This is a genomic window from Streptomyces sp. NPDC006872, assembly GCF_040635845.1.
GTDB lineage: Bacteria > Actinomycetota > Actinomycetes > Streptomycetales > Streptomycetaceae > Streptomyces.
Genome location: NZ_JBEYIL010000026.1, coordinates 116,384 through 133,742 on the forward strand (window position 1 = coordinate 116,384; position 17,359 = coordinate 133,742).

At 71.4% G+C, this 17,359-nt stretch carries 14 protein-coding genes and 1 pseudogene; 14 read left to right on the forward strand and 1 reads right to left on the reverse strand.

What is annotated here, in order from left to right; genetic code table 11:
• The first annotated feature begins 125 nt into the window (after nt 1–125).
• From ABZ725_RS47020 to ABZ725_RS47080, 13 genes are read left to right on the forward strand one after another with little or no spacing between them, the layout of a single operon-like run.
• The gene (locus tag ABZ725_RS47020) at nt 126–1,649 is read left to right on the forward strand and encodes a right-handed parallel beta-helix repeat-containing protein (RefSeq protein ID WP_358808516.1); all 1,524 of its coding nucleotides are present in this window, start codon (nt 126–128) and stop codon (nt 1,647–1,649) included.
• 1 nt (nt 1,650) lies between these two features.
• Nucleotides 1,651–2,898 carry an O-antigen ligase domain-containing protein gene (locus tag ABZ725_RS47025; protein ID WP_358808517.1) on the forward strand — a complete coding sequence of 416 codons (1,248 nt, stop codon included), beginning with the start codon at nt 1,651–1,653 and terminating at the stop codon, nt 2,896–2,898.
• 2 nt (nt 2,899–2,900) lie between these two features.
• Nucleotides 2,901–4,109, forward strand: a complete 1,209-nt coding sequence (locus tag ABZ725_RS47030) for a glycosyltransferase (protein ID WP_358808518.1) — start codon at nt 2,901–2,903, stop codon at nt 4,107–4,109.
• On the forward strand, nt 4,106–5,341 hold the full coding sequence (locus tag ABZ725_RS47035; RefSeq protein WP_358808519.1) for a class I SAM-dependent methyltransferase: 1,236 nt from the start codon (nt 4,106–4,108) through the stop codon (nt 5,339–5,341). The genes ABZ725_RS47030 and ABZ725_RS47035 overlap by 4 nt, the downstream gene beginning before the upstream one ends.
• Nucleotides 5,338–6,132: a glucose-1-phosphate cytidylyltransferase gene (locus tag ABZ725_RS47040; RefSeq protein WP_358808520.1), complete on the forward strand. Its 795-nt coding sequence runs from the start codon at nt 5,338–5,340 to the stop codon at nt 6,130–6,132. Before ABZ725_RS47035 ends, ABZ725_RS47040 begins: the two co-directional genes overlap by 4 nt.
• Complete coding sequence (locus tag ABZ725_RS47045; RefSeq protein WP_358808521.1) at nt 6,129–6,776, forward strand: PIG-L deacetylase family protein; 648 nt, start codon at nt 6,129–6,131, stop codon at nt 6,774–6,776. The genes ABZ725_RS47040 and ABZ725_RS47045 overlap by 4 nt, the downstream gene beginning before the upstream one ends.
• 3 nt (nt 6,777–6,779) lie before the next feature.
• Nucleotides 6,780–7,805 carry an SDR family oxidoreductase gene (locus tag ABZ725_RS47050; RefSeq protein ID WP_358808522.1) on the forward strand — a complete coding sequence of 342 codons (1,026 nt, stop codon included), beginning with the start codon at nt 6,780–6,782 and terminating at the stop codon, nt 7,803–7,805.
• A complete protein-coding gene (locus ABZ725_RS47055) occupies nt 7,802–9,076 on the forward strand; it encodes a DUF4910 domain-containing protein (protein ID WP_358808523.1) in 1,275 nt (424 codons plus the stop codon). The genes ABZ725_RS47050 and ABZ725_RS47055 overlap by 4 nt, the downstream gene beginning before the upstream one ends.
• Before the next feature lie 5 nt (nt 9,077–9,081).
• The gene (locus ABZ725_RS47060; RefSeq protein WP_358808524.1) at nt 9,082–10,380 is read left to right on the forward strand and encodes a hypothetical protein; all 1,299 of its coding nucleotides are present in this window, start codon (nt 9,082–9,084) and stop codon (nt 10,378–10,380) included.
• A complete protein-coding gene (locus ABZ725_RS47065) occupies nt 10,377–11,324 on the forward strand; it encodes a glycosyltransferase family 2 protein (RefSeq protein ID WP_358808525.1) in 948 nt (315 codons plus the stop codon). The genes ABZ725_RS47060 and ABZ725_RS47065 overlap by 4 nt, the downstream gene beginning before the upstream one ends.
• Complete coding sequence (locus tag ABZ725_RS47070; protein ID WP_358808526.1) at nt 11,321–12,562, forward strand: polysaccharide pyruvyl transferase family protein; 1,242 nt, start codon at nt 11,321–11,323, stop codon at nt 12,560–12,562. Before ABZ725_RS47065 ends, ABZ725_RS47070 begins: the two co-directional genes overlap by 4 nt.
• Entirely contained in the window at nt 12,559–13,110 is a 552-nt protein-coding gene (gene rfbC, locus ABZ725_RS47075; protein WP_358808527.1) for a dTDP-4-dehydrorhamnose 3,5-epimerase, read from the forward strand. The genes ABZ725_RS47070 and rfbC overlap by 4 nt, the downstream gene beginning before the upstream one ends.
• A 7-nt stretch (nt 13,111–13,117) precedes the next feature.
• A complete protein-coding gene (locus ABZ725_RS47080) occupies nt 13,118–14,452 on the forward strand; it encodes a glutamate-1-semialdehyde 2,1-aminomutase (RefSeq protein ID WP_358808528.1) in 1,335 nt (444 codons plus the stop codon).
• A gap of 7 nt (nt 14,453–14,459) precedes the next feature.
• Here the strand turns inward: ABZ725_RS47080 and ABZ725_RS47085 are convergent, their stop codons facing one another.
• Nucleotides 14,460–15,155 (reverse strand): phosphatase PAP2 family protein, encoded by a 696-nt coding sequence (locus ABZ725_RS47085; RefSeq protein WP_358808529.1) that lies wholly within the window; start codon nt 15,153–15,155, stop codon nt 14,460–14,462.
• A 1,374-nt stretch (nt 15,156–16,529) separates the two neighbouring features.
• Here ABZ725_RS47085 and ABZ725_RS47090 point away from each other — a divergent pair.
• A pseudogene (locus ABZ725_RS47090) lies at nt 16,530–17,264 on the forward strand (IS30 family transposase); the annotation flags it as partial.
• Nucleotides 17,265–17,359 lie beyond the last annotated feature (95 nt).

Here is a 17,359-nt window from a genome sequence, read left to right on the forward strand (position 1 = left end):
GTGGTGGAAGGAGCGCCCGGCGCGATGGAGGTCCCGTCGACGGGCCGGACGTACTCGGGCTTTCGGCCGGTGCGGCGCGTGGGGGGACCTCAGAGATCCGTCAGAAGTCCCCTGGGGGAGGACGCGTGGGGATCAAGTGGCGGCACTGGGCGTTGCCGGCAGCACCGCTGACACTGGCCCTGCTGGCGGCGACCGGCTGTGAGAGCGGCACGACGGACGCGGCCCCGAAGCCGACCGCTGCGCCGTCCGCGTCCGTGGGCCGGCTGTGTGCCAAACCCGCGGCCGGCCCGGCGAAGGCGCCGGCGGGCGCGGTGACGGTCGACCCCTCGGTGCCCGGCGACCTGGCCGCGAAGACCGAGAGCAGCCCCCCGCACACCACCTTCTGGCTTCGGCCGGGCAAGCACACGCTCATGTCGGACCGCTACGACCAGGTGAGCCCGAAGGAGGGGGACGTCTACCTCGGCGCGCCGGGCGCGGTGCTCGACGGCCGGAAGAGCAACCAGTACGCGTTCGGCGGCACCGCCCGCGACGTCACGATCCGCTACCTGACCGTGCAGGGATTCGTCGCGCCGCGTGACGAGGGCGTGGTCAATCACGACTCGGCCGACGGGTGGGTGATCGAGCACGCGACGATCCGGAACAACTCCGGCGCCGGGCTGATGGCCGGTGCCCGCCAGCAGGTGCGCGCCAGCTGTCTGCGCGACAACGGCCAGTACGGCATGAACGCGTACAAGGGCACCGGCCGGATCAGCGGCCTGGTGGTCGAGGGCAACGAGATCGTGGGCAACAACACGGACGACTGGGAGGTGCAGCGGCCGGACTGCGGCTGCAGCGGAGGCGTCAAGTTCTGGGCCGTCGACGGCGCCGACATCACCGGCAACTGGGTGCACGACAACCGCGGAGCCGGGTTGTGGGCGGACACCAACAACAACGACTTCCTGATCGAGGGCAACCTGATCGAGGACAACGACGGTGCCGCGCTGATCTACGAGATCAGCTACAACGCAGTCATCCGAAAGAACACCATCCGGCGGAACAACTGGGTCGAGGGCCGCGATTACGCCGCCGACGGCGACAGTTTCCCGTTCGCGACCGTCTACCTCTCCGAGTCCGGCGGCGAACCGCGGATCCGGGCCCGCACGGACAATATCGAGATCTACCGGAACGTGCTGGAGAACAACTGGTCCGGGATCACCCTGTGGGAGAACGCCGACCGGTTCTGCAACAGCCCGGCCAACACCTCGTCCGGTGACTGCACGTTGCTGGTCAAGAACACCGACCGCTGCGCGCAGCCGGCGATCGCCAAGGCACCGCTCTACTCCGACTGCCGGTGGAAGACCCAGCGGGTCGACATCCATGACAACCGCTTCGTGCTGGACAAGTCCGTCGTCAAATGCACGGTGAAGTGCGACCGGATGGCGGTGCTGTCCAACTACGGCACCTATCCGGACTGGTCGCCGTACCAGGGCGAGCGGGTGGCCGAGGCGATCACTCTCGAACAGCACAACCGCTGGCACGACAACCTCTACGTCGGACCATGGACCTTCGTCGTCCACGACGCGAGCCGGACAGTCGACTTCAAGCAGTGGCAGGCCACGCCGTACCGGCAGGACACGGGCAGCACCTTCCGCGCAGGGGACGGTGGTTGAGATGAGGTCCGCGGACACGAACACAGACCACACCTCGAAGATCGTCGGGACGGTCTGGGGGCTGCTCGTCCTCAACACCCTCGGCTCCGCCGGGGCGAGGACCATCGTCCCGCTGCCCCGCTCCCTCATCCAGATGGTCACCATGGGCTCGCTGGTCGCCGCGTTCGCGCTGGCGCTCGTGGTCAACCCCCGGGTGCGCATCCGGGCCAGCGCCTACGTGTTCCTGCTCACCCTGCTGCTGGTGCCGAGCCTGATCTCCAGCGTGGACCAGGGGGCCGGGTTCGGCGCGCTGTTCCGCTGCGCCCGGCTGGCTCTCTTCATCGGCACGCTGTGGCTGCTCAGCCGCTGGTGGGACGGCAGCACGACGTTCGTCCGGCACCACATCCGGATGTACTTCGCGGTGCTCGCGTCGGTGGCCGTCGGCCTGGTCGTCTCACCGGGCGCCGCCCTGCCCGACCTCTACGGCGGGCGGCTGGTCGGCGCGTTGTGGCCGCTCACCCCGCCGCAGATCGGACAGTACGCCGCGGTGATCATCGGGCTCACCGTGCTGCTCCTCCTGGGTCGCCGGACCGACCGGACCAGCGCGGCGGTGGTCATCGTGCCCTCCCTCGCCCTGCTCGCGCTGACCCATACCCGGACGGCCACGCTCGGGCTGATCATCGCGCTGGTGCTGGCGATCACCTCGCTCGTCCTGACCAGCGCCGCCGCCCGCCGGCTCTTCGCCTGGGCGGTGCTGTGCGCCGCGGTGGCCGCGGTGGGGTTCAGCTCCGCGCTCCAGGCGTGGTTCCTGCGCGGGCAGAGCCAGGAGAACTTCGCCAGCCTCACCGGCCGGGCCAAGGTCTGGCACGCCCTGCTGGCGGCGCCCCGGACGACCTCGGAGTACCTGTTCGGCACGGGCTTGGGCGACAAGTCGTTCGGCGGGCTGCCGATCGACAACAGCTGGCTGGCCGTCTACAACGAGCAGGGCGTGACCGGCATCGCCCTGGTGGCGGCGATCATCATCGTGCTGGGCGGGGTCGCGTTGCTGCGGCCGCCGTCGCTGTCGAGGGCCTGCGCGATCTTCCTGATCAGCTACTGCGCGATCGCGTCGTACACCGAGGCCGGACTGGGCGACGCCTCGCCGTATCTGTTGCATCTGGCCGTGGCCGCCTCGCTGCTGGCGGCACCCGCCGCGGCCACTTCCCCATCTACGCCCGAAATCCCTCGACGACCCGTCCCACGACGGGTCCGGGAATCGGAGGTGACCTGAGCATGCACGTCCTCGTGGTACACAACCGCTACGCCTCGGCGCAGCCGAGCGGGGAGAACAAGGTCGTCGACCAGGAGGTGGCGCTGCTGCGCGGGGCCGGCCACCGGGTCGAGGTGTTCGAGCGGCGCAGCGACGACATCGCCGCCCGGTCCCTGCCGGGCAAGGTCGCGGTACCGCTGCTGGTGCCGTGGAACCCGGCGGTCCGCGCGGAGCTCGCCGCCCGGCTTCGCGCCGAGCGGCCGGACGTGGTGCACGTCCACAACGTCTTCCCGCTCCTGTCGCCGGCGGTGCTGGCCGCCTGCGCCGACGCCGGCGTGCCCGCCGTCGCCACGCTGCACAACTACACCCAGGTCTGCCCGCCCGGCACGCTGCAGCGGGACGGCCGGCCGTGCACCGAGTGCGTCGGGTCCGCGCCGCTGCCCGCCGTCCGGCACGGCTGCTACCGGAGCTCCCGCCTTGCGACGGTGCCGCTCGCGGTCAGCCTGTCGGTCAACCGGCGGCGGTGGTGGTCCGGCGTGGAGCGCTTCTTCTGCATCTCCGCGGCGCAGCGCGACGTCCTGGTGCGGGCCGGCATGCCGGCCGAGCGGCTGGCGGTGAAGCACAACTTCGTGCCCGACCCGGGCACTTACCGAGAGGGCGACGGCGAGCATCTGCTCTATCTCGGCCGGCTCGCGGAGGCCAAGGGCGTGCGGCTGCTCATGGCCGCGTGGGACGAGATCGCCGCCGGCGGCGGTGTGGGCGTGCCGCTCGTGGTCGCCGGCGCGGGGCCGCTGGAGCGAGAGGTGACCGCCTGGGCGGCGGGCCGGGACGACGTGCGGTACGTCGGCCTGTATGACCAGGCGGAGTGCCGGCAGGCCGTCGCGCGGTCGGTCGCCGTGGTGGCTCCCTCCACGTGGCTGGAGGCGTTCGGCCTGGTGGTCGTGGAGGCGATGGCGGCCGGGGTCCCGGCCGTCGCCGCCGGTCACGGCGCCTTCGTCGAACTCGTCGAGGACGGGGTGACCGGGCTGCTGCACCGGCCGGGCGAGCCCGCCTCGCTCGCGTCCTGCCTGCGCCGGATCACGGCCGAGCCGGCCCTGGGCCGGGAGCTGGGCCGGGCGGCCCGGCGCCGTTACGAGCAGGGCTTCAACCCGGCAGTCGGGCTGGAGCGCCTGCTGGATGGGTACCGCACCGCGATCGCGGGTCGGACGGAACTGATGGGGGGCAGTAAATGACACGATGCCGGCTCTGCGGCTCGGCGACGCTGGCGAGCGTCGTCGACCTGGGGGCGACGCCACCGTGCGAGAGCTTTCTCGCCGCGGACCAACTGGACCTGCCGGAGCCCGCGTACCCGCTGCACCTGCGGGTGTGCACCGACTGCTGGCTGGCACAGATCCCGCCGCTGATCACACCGGAGGAGACGTTCAAGGAGTACGCGTACTTCTCCTCCTTCTCGACCTCCTGGGTGGAGCACGCGCGCACGTTCGTCGCCGACGCCGTACAGCGACTGGGTCTCGGTACCGACGCCTTCGTGGTCGAGGTCGCGAGCAACGACGGGTACCTGCTGAGGCATGTGGTGGACCGCGGGATCCGCTGCCTCGGCATCGAGCCCTCGGTGAACGTCGGGGCCGCGGCACGGGACGCGGGTGTGCCCACGCTCACGGAGTTCCTGTCCCCGGACACCGGCTCGGCCGTCCGCGCCGAGCACGGCCCGGCGGACCTGGTCGTGGCCAACAACGTGTACGCGCACATCCCCGACGTGGTCGGGTTCACCCGGGGGCTGCGCGCCCTGGTCGCCGACGACGGCTGGGTCTCCATCGAGGTGCAGCACCTGCTGACCCTGATCGAGGAGAACCAGTACGACACGATCTACCACGAGCACTTCCAGTACTACACGGTCGCGTCCGCGATCCGGGCGCTGGCGAGCGGCGGACTCGCGCTCGTGGACGTCGAGTTGCTGCCCACGCACGGCGGCTCCATCCGGCTGTGGGCCCGGCCGGCCGAGGTGGCGGGCGAGCCGTCGCAGCGGGTGGCCGACGTCCTGGACCGGGAGAAGGCCGCCGGGCTGCAGGAGCTGTCCGGGTACACCGAGTTCTCCGCCCGGGTGGCCAAGGTGCGCCGGGACCTGCTGCGCTTCCTCATCGAGGCGGCCGAGCGGGGCGAGACGGTCGTCGGCTACGGCGCCCCGGGCAAGGGCAACACCCTGCTCAACCACTGCGGCATCCGGCCCGACCTGCTCCCGTACACGGTCGACCGCAACCCCTACAAGCACGGCAGGTTCACCCCGGGCACCCGCATCCCGGTCCTGCCGCCCGAGCAGATAGCCGCCGACAAGCCGGACTACGTCCTCGTCCTCCCGTGGAACCTGCGGGCCGAGCTGGTCGAGCAACTGTCCTTCATCCACGACTGGGGCGGCCGACTGGTCTTTCCCATCCCGGAACTGCGCATTGTCGAGGTCAAGTCATGAAGGTCGTCCTGTTCTGCGGCGGTTACGGGATGCGGATGCGGAGCGGTGCCGCAGACGACGTGCCCAAGCCGATGGCGATGGTCGGCCCACGGCCGCTGATCTGGCATGTCATGCGCTACTACGCGCACTTCGGGCACACGGAGTTCATCCTGTGCCTCGGGTACGGGGCCCACCACATCAAGGACTTCTTCCTCAGCTACGAGGAGACGACGTCCAACGACTTCGTGCTGCGGGGCGGGCGGACCGAATTGCTGTCCACCGACATAGCCGACTGGACGATCACGTTCGCGCAGACCGGCATCGAGTCGCCGATCGGGGAGCGGCTGCGCCGGGTGCGGCACCACCTGGACGGCGACGAGATGTTCCTCGCCAACTACGCCGACGTGCTCACCGACGCCCCGCTGCCGGAGATGATCGACCGGTTCGCCGGGCGCGACGCCGGTGCGTCGATGATGGTGGTGCCTCCGCAGTCGTCGTTCCACTGCGTGGACCTGGGCGAAGACGGCCTGGTGGGGGGCATCACCGCGGTGAGCGAACTGCCGCTGTGGGAGAACGGCGGCTACTTCGTGCTCCGCCAGGAGGTCTTCGACCACATCCCGGAGAACGGGGACCTGGTCACTGACGGATGCGCCCAACTGGCCAAGCGCGGCCGCCTGGTGGCGTACCAGCACCGCGGCTTCTGGAAGCCGACCGACACCGTGAAGGAGCGGGCCGCGCTCTGCGACGCCTACGCCCGGGGCGACCGCCCGTGGGCCGTGTGGGAACACGACATCGCCGGGGTGAGAGCGTGATCCGGCTCGGGACCGGGCGCCTGGACCGGCTCGTCGCGGTGGGCGCGCACTGCGACGACATCGCCATCGGCGCCGGCGGCACGCTGTTGACGCTGTGCCTCGCGCGGCCGGGCATCCGCGTCGACGCGCTGGTGCTCTCCGGCGGTGGCAGCGAGCGGGAGCAGGAGGAGCGGGCCGCACTCGCCGCCTTCTGCCCGGGCGCCGACCTGCGGGTGACCGTGCACAAGCTGCCGGACGGCCGGCTGCCCGCGCACTGGGGCGAGGCCAAGGCCGCGGTCGAGGAGCTGCGCGAGCAGACCGAGCCGGACCTCGTGCTGGCCCCGCGCACCGAAGACGCGCACCAGGACCACCGCGGCCTGGCGAAGCTGGTGACCACCGCGTTCCGCGACCACCTCGTGCTCGGCTACGAGATCGTCAAGTGGGACGGCGATCTCGGCCGTCCGACGGGGTACCAGCCGCTGTCGCCGGAGATCGCCGAACGGAAGGTGTGGCTGTTGCAGGAGCACTACCCCTCGCAACGGCACCGGCCCTGGTACGACCGGGAAGCCTTCCTCGGGCTGTCCCGGATCCGCGGCATCGAATGCCACACGCGCTACGCCGAGGCGTTCGCCGTCACCAAACTCACTCTCGACCTGGGGGACTGAACCTTGCGCGTGCTGCTGACCGGACACCAGGGATACCTGGGCACCGTGATGGCCCCGGTCCTCGCGGCCGCCGGGCACGAGGTCGTCGGCCTGGACGCCGGCCTGTTCGCCGACTGCGTCCTTGGCCCACCGCCCGCGGACCCGCCGGGGTATCGGGTGGACCTGCGTGACATCACGGCCGAACACGTGGCCGGGGTGGACGCCGTGATCCACCTGGCCGCGCTGTCCAACGACCCGCTGGGATCGCTGGCGCCGGACCTCACCTACGACATCAATCACCACGCGTCCGTGCGGCTGGCCCGGCTGGCCCGCGACGCCGGGGTGCGGCGCTTCCTGTACGCGTCGACCTGCTCGGTCTACGGCGCCGCCGGCGGTGACGACCTGGTGGCCGAGGACGCCCCGCTGCGCCCGGTGACGCCGTACGCGGAGTCGAAGGTGCGGGTGGAGGACGACCTGCACGCGCTCTCCGACGGCGACTTCAGCCCGGTGTTCATGCGCAACGCCACCGCCTTCGGCCACTCACCCCGGCTGCGCGCGGACATCGTGCTGAACAACCTGGTGGGCCACGCGCTTCTGTCCGGCGAGGTGTTGGTGCTCTCCGACGGCACCCCCTGGCGCCCGCTGGTGCACGCCGCCGACATCGCCCGGGCCTTCGCGGCCGCGCTGACCGCACCGCGGGAAGCGGTGCACGACGGGGCGTTCAACATCGGCAGCGAGATCAACAACGTCACGGTCGCCGAGATCGCCGAGCAGGTGGCCGAGGCGGTGTCCGGCGCGAAGGTGGTGATCACCGGGGAGAACGGTGCCGATCCGCGGTCGTACCGGGTGGACTTCTCCCGGTTCCGCGCCGCGATACCCGGCTTCGACTGCGAGTGGACGGTGAAGCAGGGCGCGCTGGAACTCGCCGACGCCTACCGGGAACACGGCCTGACCCGGGAGGACTTCGAGCGACGCTTCACCCGGCTGGCCGTGCTGCGCGCGGCGTCCGACGCGGGCGCCGTCGACGACACTCTGCGGTGGAGCCGATGACCGCGGCCGGCGAAGCGATGCACGCGCTGGTGGAGCGGCTGTACCCGCTGTGCCGGAGCATCACCGGCGACGGTGTGCGCGCCACCCTGGAGATCGTCGGCGAGTACGTCCCGCTGCAGGTGCACGAGGTGCCGACCGGGACTCAGGTGCTCGACTGGACGGTGCCGCAGGAGTGGAACATCCGGGACGCGTACATCGCCGACACCGCCGGCGACCGGGTCGTCGACTTCGCCACGTCCAACCTGCACGTGCTCGGCTACAGCGTGCCGGTGTCGGCGACCATGCCGCTGGCCGAGCTGCGCGGGCATCTGCACACCCTGCCGGACCACCCGGCCTGGGTGCCGTACCGCACCAGCTACTACAAGCCGGAATGGGGGTTCTGCCTGGCCCAGGAGACCTTGGACGCGATGCCGGACGGCGAGTACGAGGTGCGCATCGACTCCACACTCGCGGACGGCCATCTCACCTACGCCGAGCACGTGGTCCCCGGGCAGATCGCCGACGAGGTGATCGTCTCCTGCCACACCTGTCACCCGTCGCTGGCCAACGACAACCTGGCCGGCATCGCGGTGGCGACGTTCCTGGCCCGGAAGCTGGCGGAGGAGAAGCCGTACTACACCTACCGGTTCATCTACGCGCCCGGCACCATCGGGGCGATCACCTGGCTGGCCCGCAACGCGGAACGGGTCGAGCGGGTCAAGCACGGCCTGGTGCTGGCCTGCGCCGGCGACTCGGGCCAACTGACGTACAAACAGAGCAGACGCGGCGACGCGGAGATCGACCGGGTGCTGCGGCATGTGCTGGCCGCCTCCGAACGCCCGCACCACATCTCCGAGTTCACTCCGTACGGTTACGACGAGCGGCAGTACTGCTCGCCCGGGTTCGATCTCGGCGTGGGCTCGCTCAGCCGGACCCCGTACGCCGGCTACCCCGAGTACCACACCTCTGCGGACAACCCGGACTTCGTCTCCCCGGAGGCGATGGCGGACACGCTCGCCCTGTGCCGCGAGGCGTTCGCCGTCCTCGACCGCAACCGGCGGTACGTCAACCTCAGCCCCTACGGCGAGCCACAGCTGGGCCGGCGCGGGTTGTACGACTCGCTCGGCGGCCGCAGCGACGCGAAGCAGGCCCAGCTGGCCATGCTCTGGGTGCTCAGCCTCTCCGACGGCGAGCACAGTCTGCTGGACGTCGCCGAGCGGTCCGGGCTGCCGTTCGGCGCCGTCGCCGCCGCGGCCGACGCCCTGCGCGGCGCCGAACTGCTCAAGGCGTGACACCGATGACCACCGAGGGGGAGAAGACGACGGCATCGGCGGCCCCGGCCGGATCCGCCAGGCGGGCCCTCGTCGGCCGGCTCTCCTGGGGACTCGCCGACCAGGCGGCCTCCAGCGTGAGCAACTTCGTGGTGGGCGTCTACGTGGCCCGCTCGCTGGGGGTGACCGCGTTCGGCGTGTTCACCCTCGCCTGGGTGACGTACGGCGTGGTGCTCAACGTCTCCCGCGGGCTGGCCACCGATCCGCTCGTGGTGCGCTTCAGCGGCGTTCCGGAGGCGTCCTGGCGCGGGGCGGTGGCCCGGTCGACGGGCACCGCACTCGGCGTCGGCGCGGCCCTCGGCGCGGTGTGTCTGGCGGCCGGGCTCGGCATCGGCGGCCGCGTGGGGCCCGCGTTCGCCGCCCTGGGCGTCATGCTGCCGGGGCTCCTGCTCCAGGACGCCTGGCGATTCTCGTTCTTCGCCGCCGGCACCGGGCGGAAGGCGTTCGTCAACGACGTCGTGTGGGGCGTCGCGCTCGTCCCGGCCATGGTGGTGGCGGTCCGGGTGGGCAGCGTGGCCGCCTTCGTGCTCGCCTGGGGCGCGTCCGCCACGGTGGCGGCAGGGTACGGCTACCTCCAGTCCGGCATCCGGCCCCGGATGACCGAAGCGCGCGGGTGGCTGCGCGAGCAGCGCGATCTCGGCTACCGGTACCTGGTCGAGAACGTCAGCCTCAGTGGCGCGAGCCAGCTGCGGGCGTACGGGCTCGGCGCGATCGTCGGGGTCGGCGCGGTGGGTGCGGTGCGGGGCGCCGAGCTCCTGCTCGGCCCGTTCCTCGCGGTGCTCATGGGGCTTTCGCTGGTCACCGTCCCGGAGGCGGCACGGGTGCTGCGGCAGGCCCCGCACCGGCTCGGCACGTTCTGCGTCCTCCTCGGCGGAGGACAGGCCGTCGGCGCACTGCTGTGGGGCACGGCGCTGCTGCTGATGCCCGGCCGGCTCGGCGAGCTGGCGCTCGGCGACGTCTGGACTTCCGCCTCGGAGCTCATCGTGCCGGTCTCCCTCGGCGTCGCGGGCGCGGGCCTCGGCACCGGCGCGGCGGCCGGGCTGCGCGCGCTCGGCGCGGCCCGGCGCAGCCTGCGCTCCCAACTGTTCGCCTCCGCCTGCTACGTCAGCGGCGGACTCGGCGGCGCGGCCGTCGCCGGCACCGTCGGCTCGGCCTGGGGCATCGCCGCCGCGACCGTGAGCGGCTCCGCCGTGTGGTGGCTGCACCTGCGCTCCGCCCTGCGCGAGCACCACCCAGACCCCATCCGCGAAGTGAGGACGCCATGACCGCCCATCCCCGGTTGAGCATCGGCCTGCCCGTGTACAACGGCGAGGAGTACCTGGCCGAGTCGCTCGACGCCCTGCTCGGCCAGACCTACGAGGACTTCGAGCTGGTCGTCTCCGACAACGCCTCGACCGACGGGACCCAGGGCATCTGCCTCGAGTACGCCGCGCGGGACTCGCGCATCCGGTACCTGCGGCTGCCCCGGAACATCGGCGCCACGCCGAACCACAACCATGTGTTCGCCGAGTCCCGCGGCGAGCTGTTCAAGTGGGCCTCGCACGACGACCTGTACGGCCGGGACCTGCTGCGGCGCTGCGTGGATGCGCTGGACGAGCGGCCGGACGTGATCCTCGCGCACACCGGCCAGGCGGTCATCGACGGCGACGGCCAGGTGAAGGTCCCGTACGAGTACGGGCTCGCCACCGACTCGCCGCACGCGCCGGAGCGCTTCCGCAGTCTGTTGTTCGAGCCGGGTGGCGACGACTTCTACGGGGTGATGCGGGCCGACGCGCTGCGCCGGGTGAAACCGATGGACAGCTACCACCACGCGGACCGGACGTACGTCGCCGAGATCACCCTGCACGGGCCCTTCCACCAGGTGCCGGAGCTGCTGTACTTCCGCCGCGACCACCCCACCCGCGCCGAGCGGGCGAACCCGTCCAAGCGCTCCCGGTGCGTGAACCTGGACCCCCGCCGGGCCGGCCCGCTGCACCCGACGCCCCGGCTGCTCGCCGAGTACGTCTGGGGCTTCGTCTCGGTGATCCGGCGGGCGCCGTTGTCCCCGGCCGACCGACGCGCGTGCTACCACCACCTGGCCGCGTGGATGACCAGCCGGGTCCGGCCGGGCGCCGGCGAGCGGATCGAGGACCGCGCCCCGGTCGACCCGGCCCTGCTCACGGTCTCCGTCGACGCCCTCGTCGCCGGCCGTGAGGGGAGGCAGGCATGACGGCCGCGGACAGGGCCCCGGTTCGCGTCGGCGTGTTCGGCCTGCTCGGCTCCGGCAACCTCGGCAACGACGGATCGCTCGAAGCCGTGCTCGCGTACCTCCGCGCCGACCACCCTGAGGCGGTCGTGGACGCGCTGTGCGGCGGACCCGAGGCCGTGACGACCCGGTTCGGGATCCCGGCGACGCGGCTGCACTGGTACCGCGGGGAGTACCGGACCGCGTCGCGTGCGGGCGCGATCGCGGCGAAAGGTCTGGGCAAACTCGTCGACGCCGTCCGCACCACCGCCTGGGTGCGCCGGCACGACGTGGTGATCGTGCCGGGCATGGGCGTTCTGGAGGCCACGCTGCCACTGCGGCCGTGGGGCTTCCCGTACTCGCTGTTCCTGCTCTGCGCGAGCGGACGGCTGCTGCGCACCCGGGTGGCGCTGGTCGGCGTCGGCGCCGCGACGATCGGCAACCGGCCGACCCGGGCCCTGGTGCGCTGGTCGGCGCGGTTGGCCACCTACCGGTCGTACCGGGACACGCAGTCCCGGGACGCGATGCGGGCGATGGGCGTGGACACCGCGCGCGACGAGGTCCACCCGGACCTCGCGTTCGCCCTGCCGACGCCGCGGGCGAGCGCGCCCTCGGATCCCTCGGCCCCGCCGGGCCCGGTCTGCGTCGGCGTCATGGACTTCCACGGCGGCGACGACGATCGCGCCCGGGCCGACGAGATATACAGGCGCTACCTCGACGGAACGATCCGGTTCGTCCGCGCGCTGGTCGAGGAGGGCAGGGCTGTCCGGCTGCTCACCGGTGACGAGTGCGACGCGTCGGTGGTCGCCGCGATCCTCGACGCGGTGGACTCGCCGCTGGTCACCGCCGCCGAGCCGACCTCACTGGCCGACCTGATGAAGGAGATGGCGGCTGCCGACACCGTGGTGGCGATCCGCTACCACAACCTGATCTGCGCACTGAAGACCGGTACGCCGGTGCTCGCTCTCTGCTACGCGGCGAAGAGCGACGCGCTCATGGCGGAGATGGGCCTCGGCGCGTACTGCCACCCGGCGCGCGAGGTCGACGCCGACCGGCTGCTCGAGCAGTTCCGTGCGCTGGAGAAGCGTTCGGCCGAACTGCGGCAGACCCTCACCGAGCGGAACCTGGCCGCCGCCCGGCGACTCGAGAACCAGTTCAACTCCTTGACCGCGGCCCTGTTCCCGGCGGCCGACCACACCGCGACCTTACGGAAGGCGTCATGAAGGCAACCGAAGTTCCGGAGATCACCGGCGCGTACCTCTTCGAGCCGACGCCGTACGCCGACGAGCGCGGCTTCTTCTGCCGCACCTTCGACGCCGACGTGGTCCGCTCGGTGGGGCTCGACCCGGACGCGTTCGTCCAGGACAGTCTGTCCCGCTCGGTCCGGGGCGTGCTGCGCGGCCTGCATCTGCGCTCCGGCGCCGGCGAGGCCAAGCTGGTGCGGTGCTCCTACGGGAGGATCTTCGACGTCGTCGTGGACCTGCGGCCGGACTCGCCGACCTACCGCAACCGGGCCTTGTTCCAGCTGTCCGACGACACGCAGGTGACCCTGTACATCCCGGCGGGGTGCGCGCACGGCTTCCAGGCGCTGACCGAGACCGCCGACACCTCGTACCGGATCGACCGCCCGCACGATCCGGCCGAGGACGTGACGATCGCCTTCGACGACCCGGAGCTCGCCATTCCCTGGCCGCTGCCGGTCACATCGATGTCCCGACGGGACCGAGAGGCCCCGAGCCTCGCCAAGGTCCTGCAGCAAAGAGAAAGATGAGGTTGGCGTGGCCAACGAGAACACCAAAGAGTTCCACCTGCCCCGGTCGCGGACGGCGAACGAGCGGCTGCACGCCATGATCCCCGGGGGCGCCCACACCTACGCCAAGGGCGACGACCAGTACCCCGAGAACCTGGCCCCGGTCATCAGCCACGGCCGCGGCGCCCACGTGTGGGACGTCGACGGCAACCGCTACATCGAGTACGGCTCCGGCCTGCGGTCGGTCAGCCTCGGGCACGCCCACCCCCGCGTGATCGAGGCGGCACGGCGGGAACTCGACCGCGGCAGCAACTTCGTCCGGCCGTCCATCGTGGAGGTCGACGCCGCGGAACGCTTCCTGGCCACGGTGCCGACCGCCGAGATGGTGAAGTTCGCGAAGAACGGTTCCGACGCCACCACCGCCGCGGTGCGCCTCGCCCGCGCCGCCACGGGGCGCCCTCTGGTGGCCCTCTGCGCCGACCATCCGTTCTTCTCCGTCGACGACTGGTTCATCGGCACCACACCGATGTCCGCCGGCATTCCGGCGGCGACCACCGATCTCACCGTGGCGTTCCCTTACGGGGACCTGGCCGCCACGGAGGAGCTGCTCACCCGGTACCAGGACGAGGTCGCCTGCCTGATCCTCGAACCCGCCACCCACACCGAGCCGCCGCCCGGGTACCTCGAGGGCCTCCGCGAACTGGCCGACCGGCACGGCTGCGTCCTGATCTTCGACGAGATGATCACCGGTTTCCGCTGGTCCGAGGCGGGCGCCCAGGGCCTGTACGGCGTCGTCCCCGACCTCTCCACGTTCGGCAAGGCGCTGGGCAACGGATTCGCCGTCTCCGCGCTGGCCGGGCGCCGCGAGCTGATGGAGCGAGGCGGGCTGCGTCGCTCCGGCGACCGGGTGTTCCTGCTCTCCACCACGCACGGTGCGGAAACACACTCCCTGGCGGCCGCGATGGCCGTGCTCACCACCTACGTCGAAGAGGGCGTCACCGCACGGCTGCACACCCTCGGCGAGCGGTTGGCCGCCGGGGTCCGCGACGCCGCGGCCGCCATGGGCGTCGGCGACCACATCGTCGTCCGGGGCCGGGCCAGCAACCTGGTCTTCGCCACCCTCGACGAGAACCTGCAGCCGTCGCAGGAGTACCGCACCCTGTTCCTGCGCCGGCTCCTCGCGGGCGGGGTGCTGGCCCCGTCGTTCGTGGTGAGCAGCGCGCTCGACGACGCAGACATCGACCGCACCGTCGACGTGGTGGCCCAGGCATGTGCGGTGTACCGGAAGGCGCTGGACGCCGCCGACCCCACCCCCTGGCTGGCCGGACGACCGGTGAAACCCGTGTTCCGCCGCTTGGCGTGACGTGACGTCAGCGAAGCTCCCGCCGACCGGCGTCGGCCGGCCGGTCAACCGGCCGGTCAGCCATCCGATCAGCCACCAGGTCGACCAGCCACGCGGTCGCCGGTGTCACCGCCAGCGCGGTGCACCAACCGCCGAGGACGTCGGTCGGGTAGTGCGCGCCCAGGGTGACCTGCGCCCAGCCCATGGCGGCGCCGGCAATCAGCGCCGCGGCGAGCACGAGTGACGTGCCGGCCGTCCTGCCGAGGCCGAGCCGGCCGGTCGCGAGCAGCGCCACCACGAGGGCGAGCGCGGTGAGGAAGGCGGTGTGCCCGCTCGGATAGGACAGGTTGCCGTCGCCGTGGATGGTGCGTCCCACCAGGTGCTTGAGCAGCGTCGCCGTCCCCACGGTCATGCCGACGCCGGCAACGAGGAGCACCGCCGCGCGAGGGCGCCGAAGCAGCAGGCAGCCCATCACGGTGGCCGCGACCAGCGTCGCCGCTCCCACGGGCTCCCCCAGGAAGTCCATGGCCCGAGCGACGTACCACCAGGGCGGCCCCACACCGTCCGACGCCGCCCCGATCCGCGCGTCCACCGTGCCGGGCTCGCTGTCGTCGGCATACAGGACCCCGAGCACGCCGACCACCAGCGCGGCGAAGGCCGCAATCAGCCCGAGCCCCACGCGCAGCGGCAGAGGCAGCACCGCGGGCGCCGGCCGGCCGGTCACACGCCCACCGCGTCCGGTCGGCCTGCTGTGCTTCGCCGTGATCGGGCGACCATGAGCCGGCCGGCTCCCGTGGGAAAGTCGCCGCGACCCTCTACTCGTTGGCGGTCGAGCCGAACACCCCGCTCATGGCCGAGACGGGGAAAAGCCCGCACACCGTCGCAGACCATCCGGCAGATGCGATGCACCTCCCCCCTCCCGTCGGGGCCGACGCCATGTCACGTCAAGCACGAACCGGGCTGGGCCGACTTCCAGGCCCGCTCCGGTCAAGCGATCCAACGCCGCTGGTCGACGTGGCCTTCGGCTTCTGCCGACGCCGACTCCCCCACCGACGAGCCCCCCGTCGTGTCCGCTTCGGCCCGCGCGGGAGCCATCAGCCTGTGCGGCTCCGAACTTCGCAAGCCTGTCCATCACCCTGGCCGGGTGTCAACACTCCGCGAAATTCGGTTCTGGATCGCTGTTCCGTGCCAGGGCCGGAGTGTCACCCAGGCATGACCGGAGAGCACACCGCCGGCCACCGGGCGAACCTCTGCCCATTCCCGAGAAACCGCAGCTCAGACGGCCTTTCGGACCGGCTCGAGGATCGCGACACACTCAACATGGTGCGTCATCGGGAACACGTGGAGACAATGCCGACGGCCCCACCAGCGGTGGAGACGCCAGTTGAGCCCTATGCAACTCACCTCCAACACTGAGCGGAGCAGGGTATCCGTCAACGGCCGGCTACCGAAACCGGTGATTCTGCGGACTATTGACAGTTCACCACGTCTCCCCGCTTCCCTGCTGCCGCGGAAGCAACTAAACCCGAAAGGCACTGCTGACAGGAATGCCCAGTCAGAGCAGCGAAACGCCTCACGGCCAGTTCAGCCCCGAGCACATCCGCGCCACCTGGAGTGGAACGGCGAGCGTCGAGGACGCCGCCCAGGCGTTCGGCTTGTCGAGATCGAAGAGCTACGACCTCGTTCGCCGCGGAGCATTCCCATGCCGCGTGCTACTGATAGGCCGCACCGCCCGCGTCGTCACCGCCTTGCTCCTCCGCGTACTCGAGAGCGGCGAGCCGGAGTACAACGGACCCTCCAGTGCAAGCCCCAATCCGTCATGACCAACTACACGACGACGCCCCGCCGCAGCAAGGGCGGGTTCTACTGATCCCCGCAACACCCTGGAGTTCAGGGAGTTGCGGGGATCGTGGATTTTGAGGTGCTGAAGGCGAGGTTCTTCGAGGCACTGGACCGGGAGGACGGCAGCATCACCGATGCCGCTCGCGCAGTCGGGGTGAACCGCAATACGGCGTTCGCATGGGCCCGTAAGGCCGGTGTCCGCGGTCGCGGCAAGCCCGGCACGTCCGGGCATCCCGGTCGGGCGAAGTACGAGCGGCTGCGTGCGGCCGGAGTCCGACGCCGCGATGCCGCCGCGCAGGCCGGCGTCCACGAGCGCACCGCCCATGACTGGGACCAAGGCATCCGGCAGATCGGCCATTCGCGACTGCGCGCCGACGGTCGCTTGATCGTTTATAAGACCGGTGTGACCATCATCCAGCCGTCCCTCGCGGCGGTCGACGCGCGGCTGCACCCCCGGTTCCTGAACGTGGCCGAGCGGGAGACGATCGCTGACATGCGCCGGGCCGGCCACTCGCTGCGGGCGATCGGACGGGCTCTGGGGCGGCCGGCATCCACGATCAAGCGGGAGATCGACGCCCGGGCGGTCGACGGCGTCTACCTGCCACACCGGGCCCAGCGGGCCTGGGCCGAGAGCCGGTCACGGCCCAGGGCCTCGAAGCTCGCCGCAGACGGTCCGCTGCGTCGATACGTTGAGGACAAGCTGCGCGAACGCTGGTCCCCGGAGCAGATCAGTCACGCTGTGGTCATCGAGTTCCCCGACGACGAGAGCATGCGGGTGAGTCCGGAGACGATCTACCAGGCCATCTACGTCCAGGCCCGTGGCGGACTGCGCCGCCAGGTCGCGGACGCGTTGCGCACCGGGCGCACCCGCCGCAAGCCCCACCGCGGCCCGGAGCAGCGCACCCGCCGCTTCGTCGACGAGATGGTGATGATCTCCGAGCGGCCACCGGAGGCCGAGGACCGGGCGGTTCCCGGCCACTGGGAAGGCGATCGTGCGACACGAAGTTGCACGAATTTGAGTGGACTGACCGATTGGAGAGGCAGTTGATGAAGCTGTAGGTGCAGTCACGGGTCTGTGTCCGTATG

Excerpts from the sequence above, each read along its gene's own strand:
- ABZ725_RS47025 (WP_358808517.1), top strand. The coding sequence starts at position 1,651 with ATGAGGTCCGCGGACACGAACACAGACCACACCTCGAAGATCGTCGGG.
- ABZ725_RS47030 (WP_358808518.1), top strand. The coding sequence starts at position 2,901 with ATGCACGTCCTCGTGGTACACAACCGCTACGCCTCGGCGCAGCCGAGC.
- ABZ725_RS47035 (WP_358808519.1), top strand. The coding sequence starts at position 4,106 with ATGACACGATGCCGGCTCTGCGGCTCGGCGACGCTGGCGAGCGTCGTC.
- ABZ725_RS47040 (WP_358808520.1), top strand. The coding sequence starts at position 5,338 with ATGAAGGTCGTCCTGTTCTGCGGCGGTTACGGGATGCGGATGCGGAGC.
- ABZ725_RS47055 (WP_358808523.1), top strand. The coding sequence starts at position 7,802 with ATGACCGCGGCCGGCGAAGCGATGCACGCGCTGGTGGAGCGGCTGTAC.
- ABZ725_RS47060 (WP_358808524.1), top strand. The coding sequence starts at position 9,082 with ATGACCACCGAGGGGGAGAAGACGACGGCATCGGCGGCCCCGGCCGGA.
- ABZ725_RS47065 (WP_358808525.1), top strand. The coding sequence starts at position 10,377 with ATGACCGCCCATCCCCGGTTGAGCATCGGCCTGCCCGTGTACAACGGC.
- ABZ725_RS47070 (WP_358808526.1), top strand. The coding sequence starts at position 11,321 with ATGACGGCCGCGGACAGGGCCCCGGTTCGCGTCGGCGTGTTCGGCCTG.
- rfbC (WP_358808527.1), top strand. The coding sequence starts at position 12,559 with ATGAAGGCAACCGAAGTTCCGGAGATCACCGGCGCGTACCTCTTCGAG.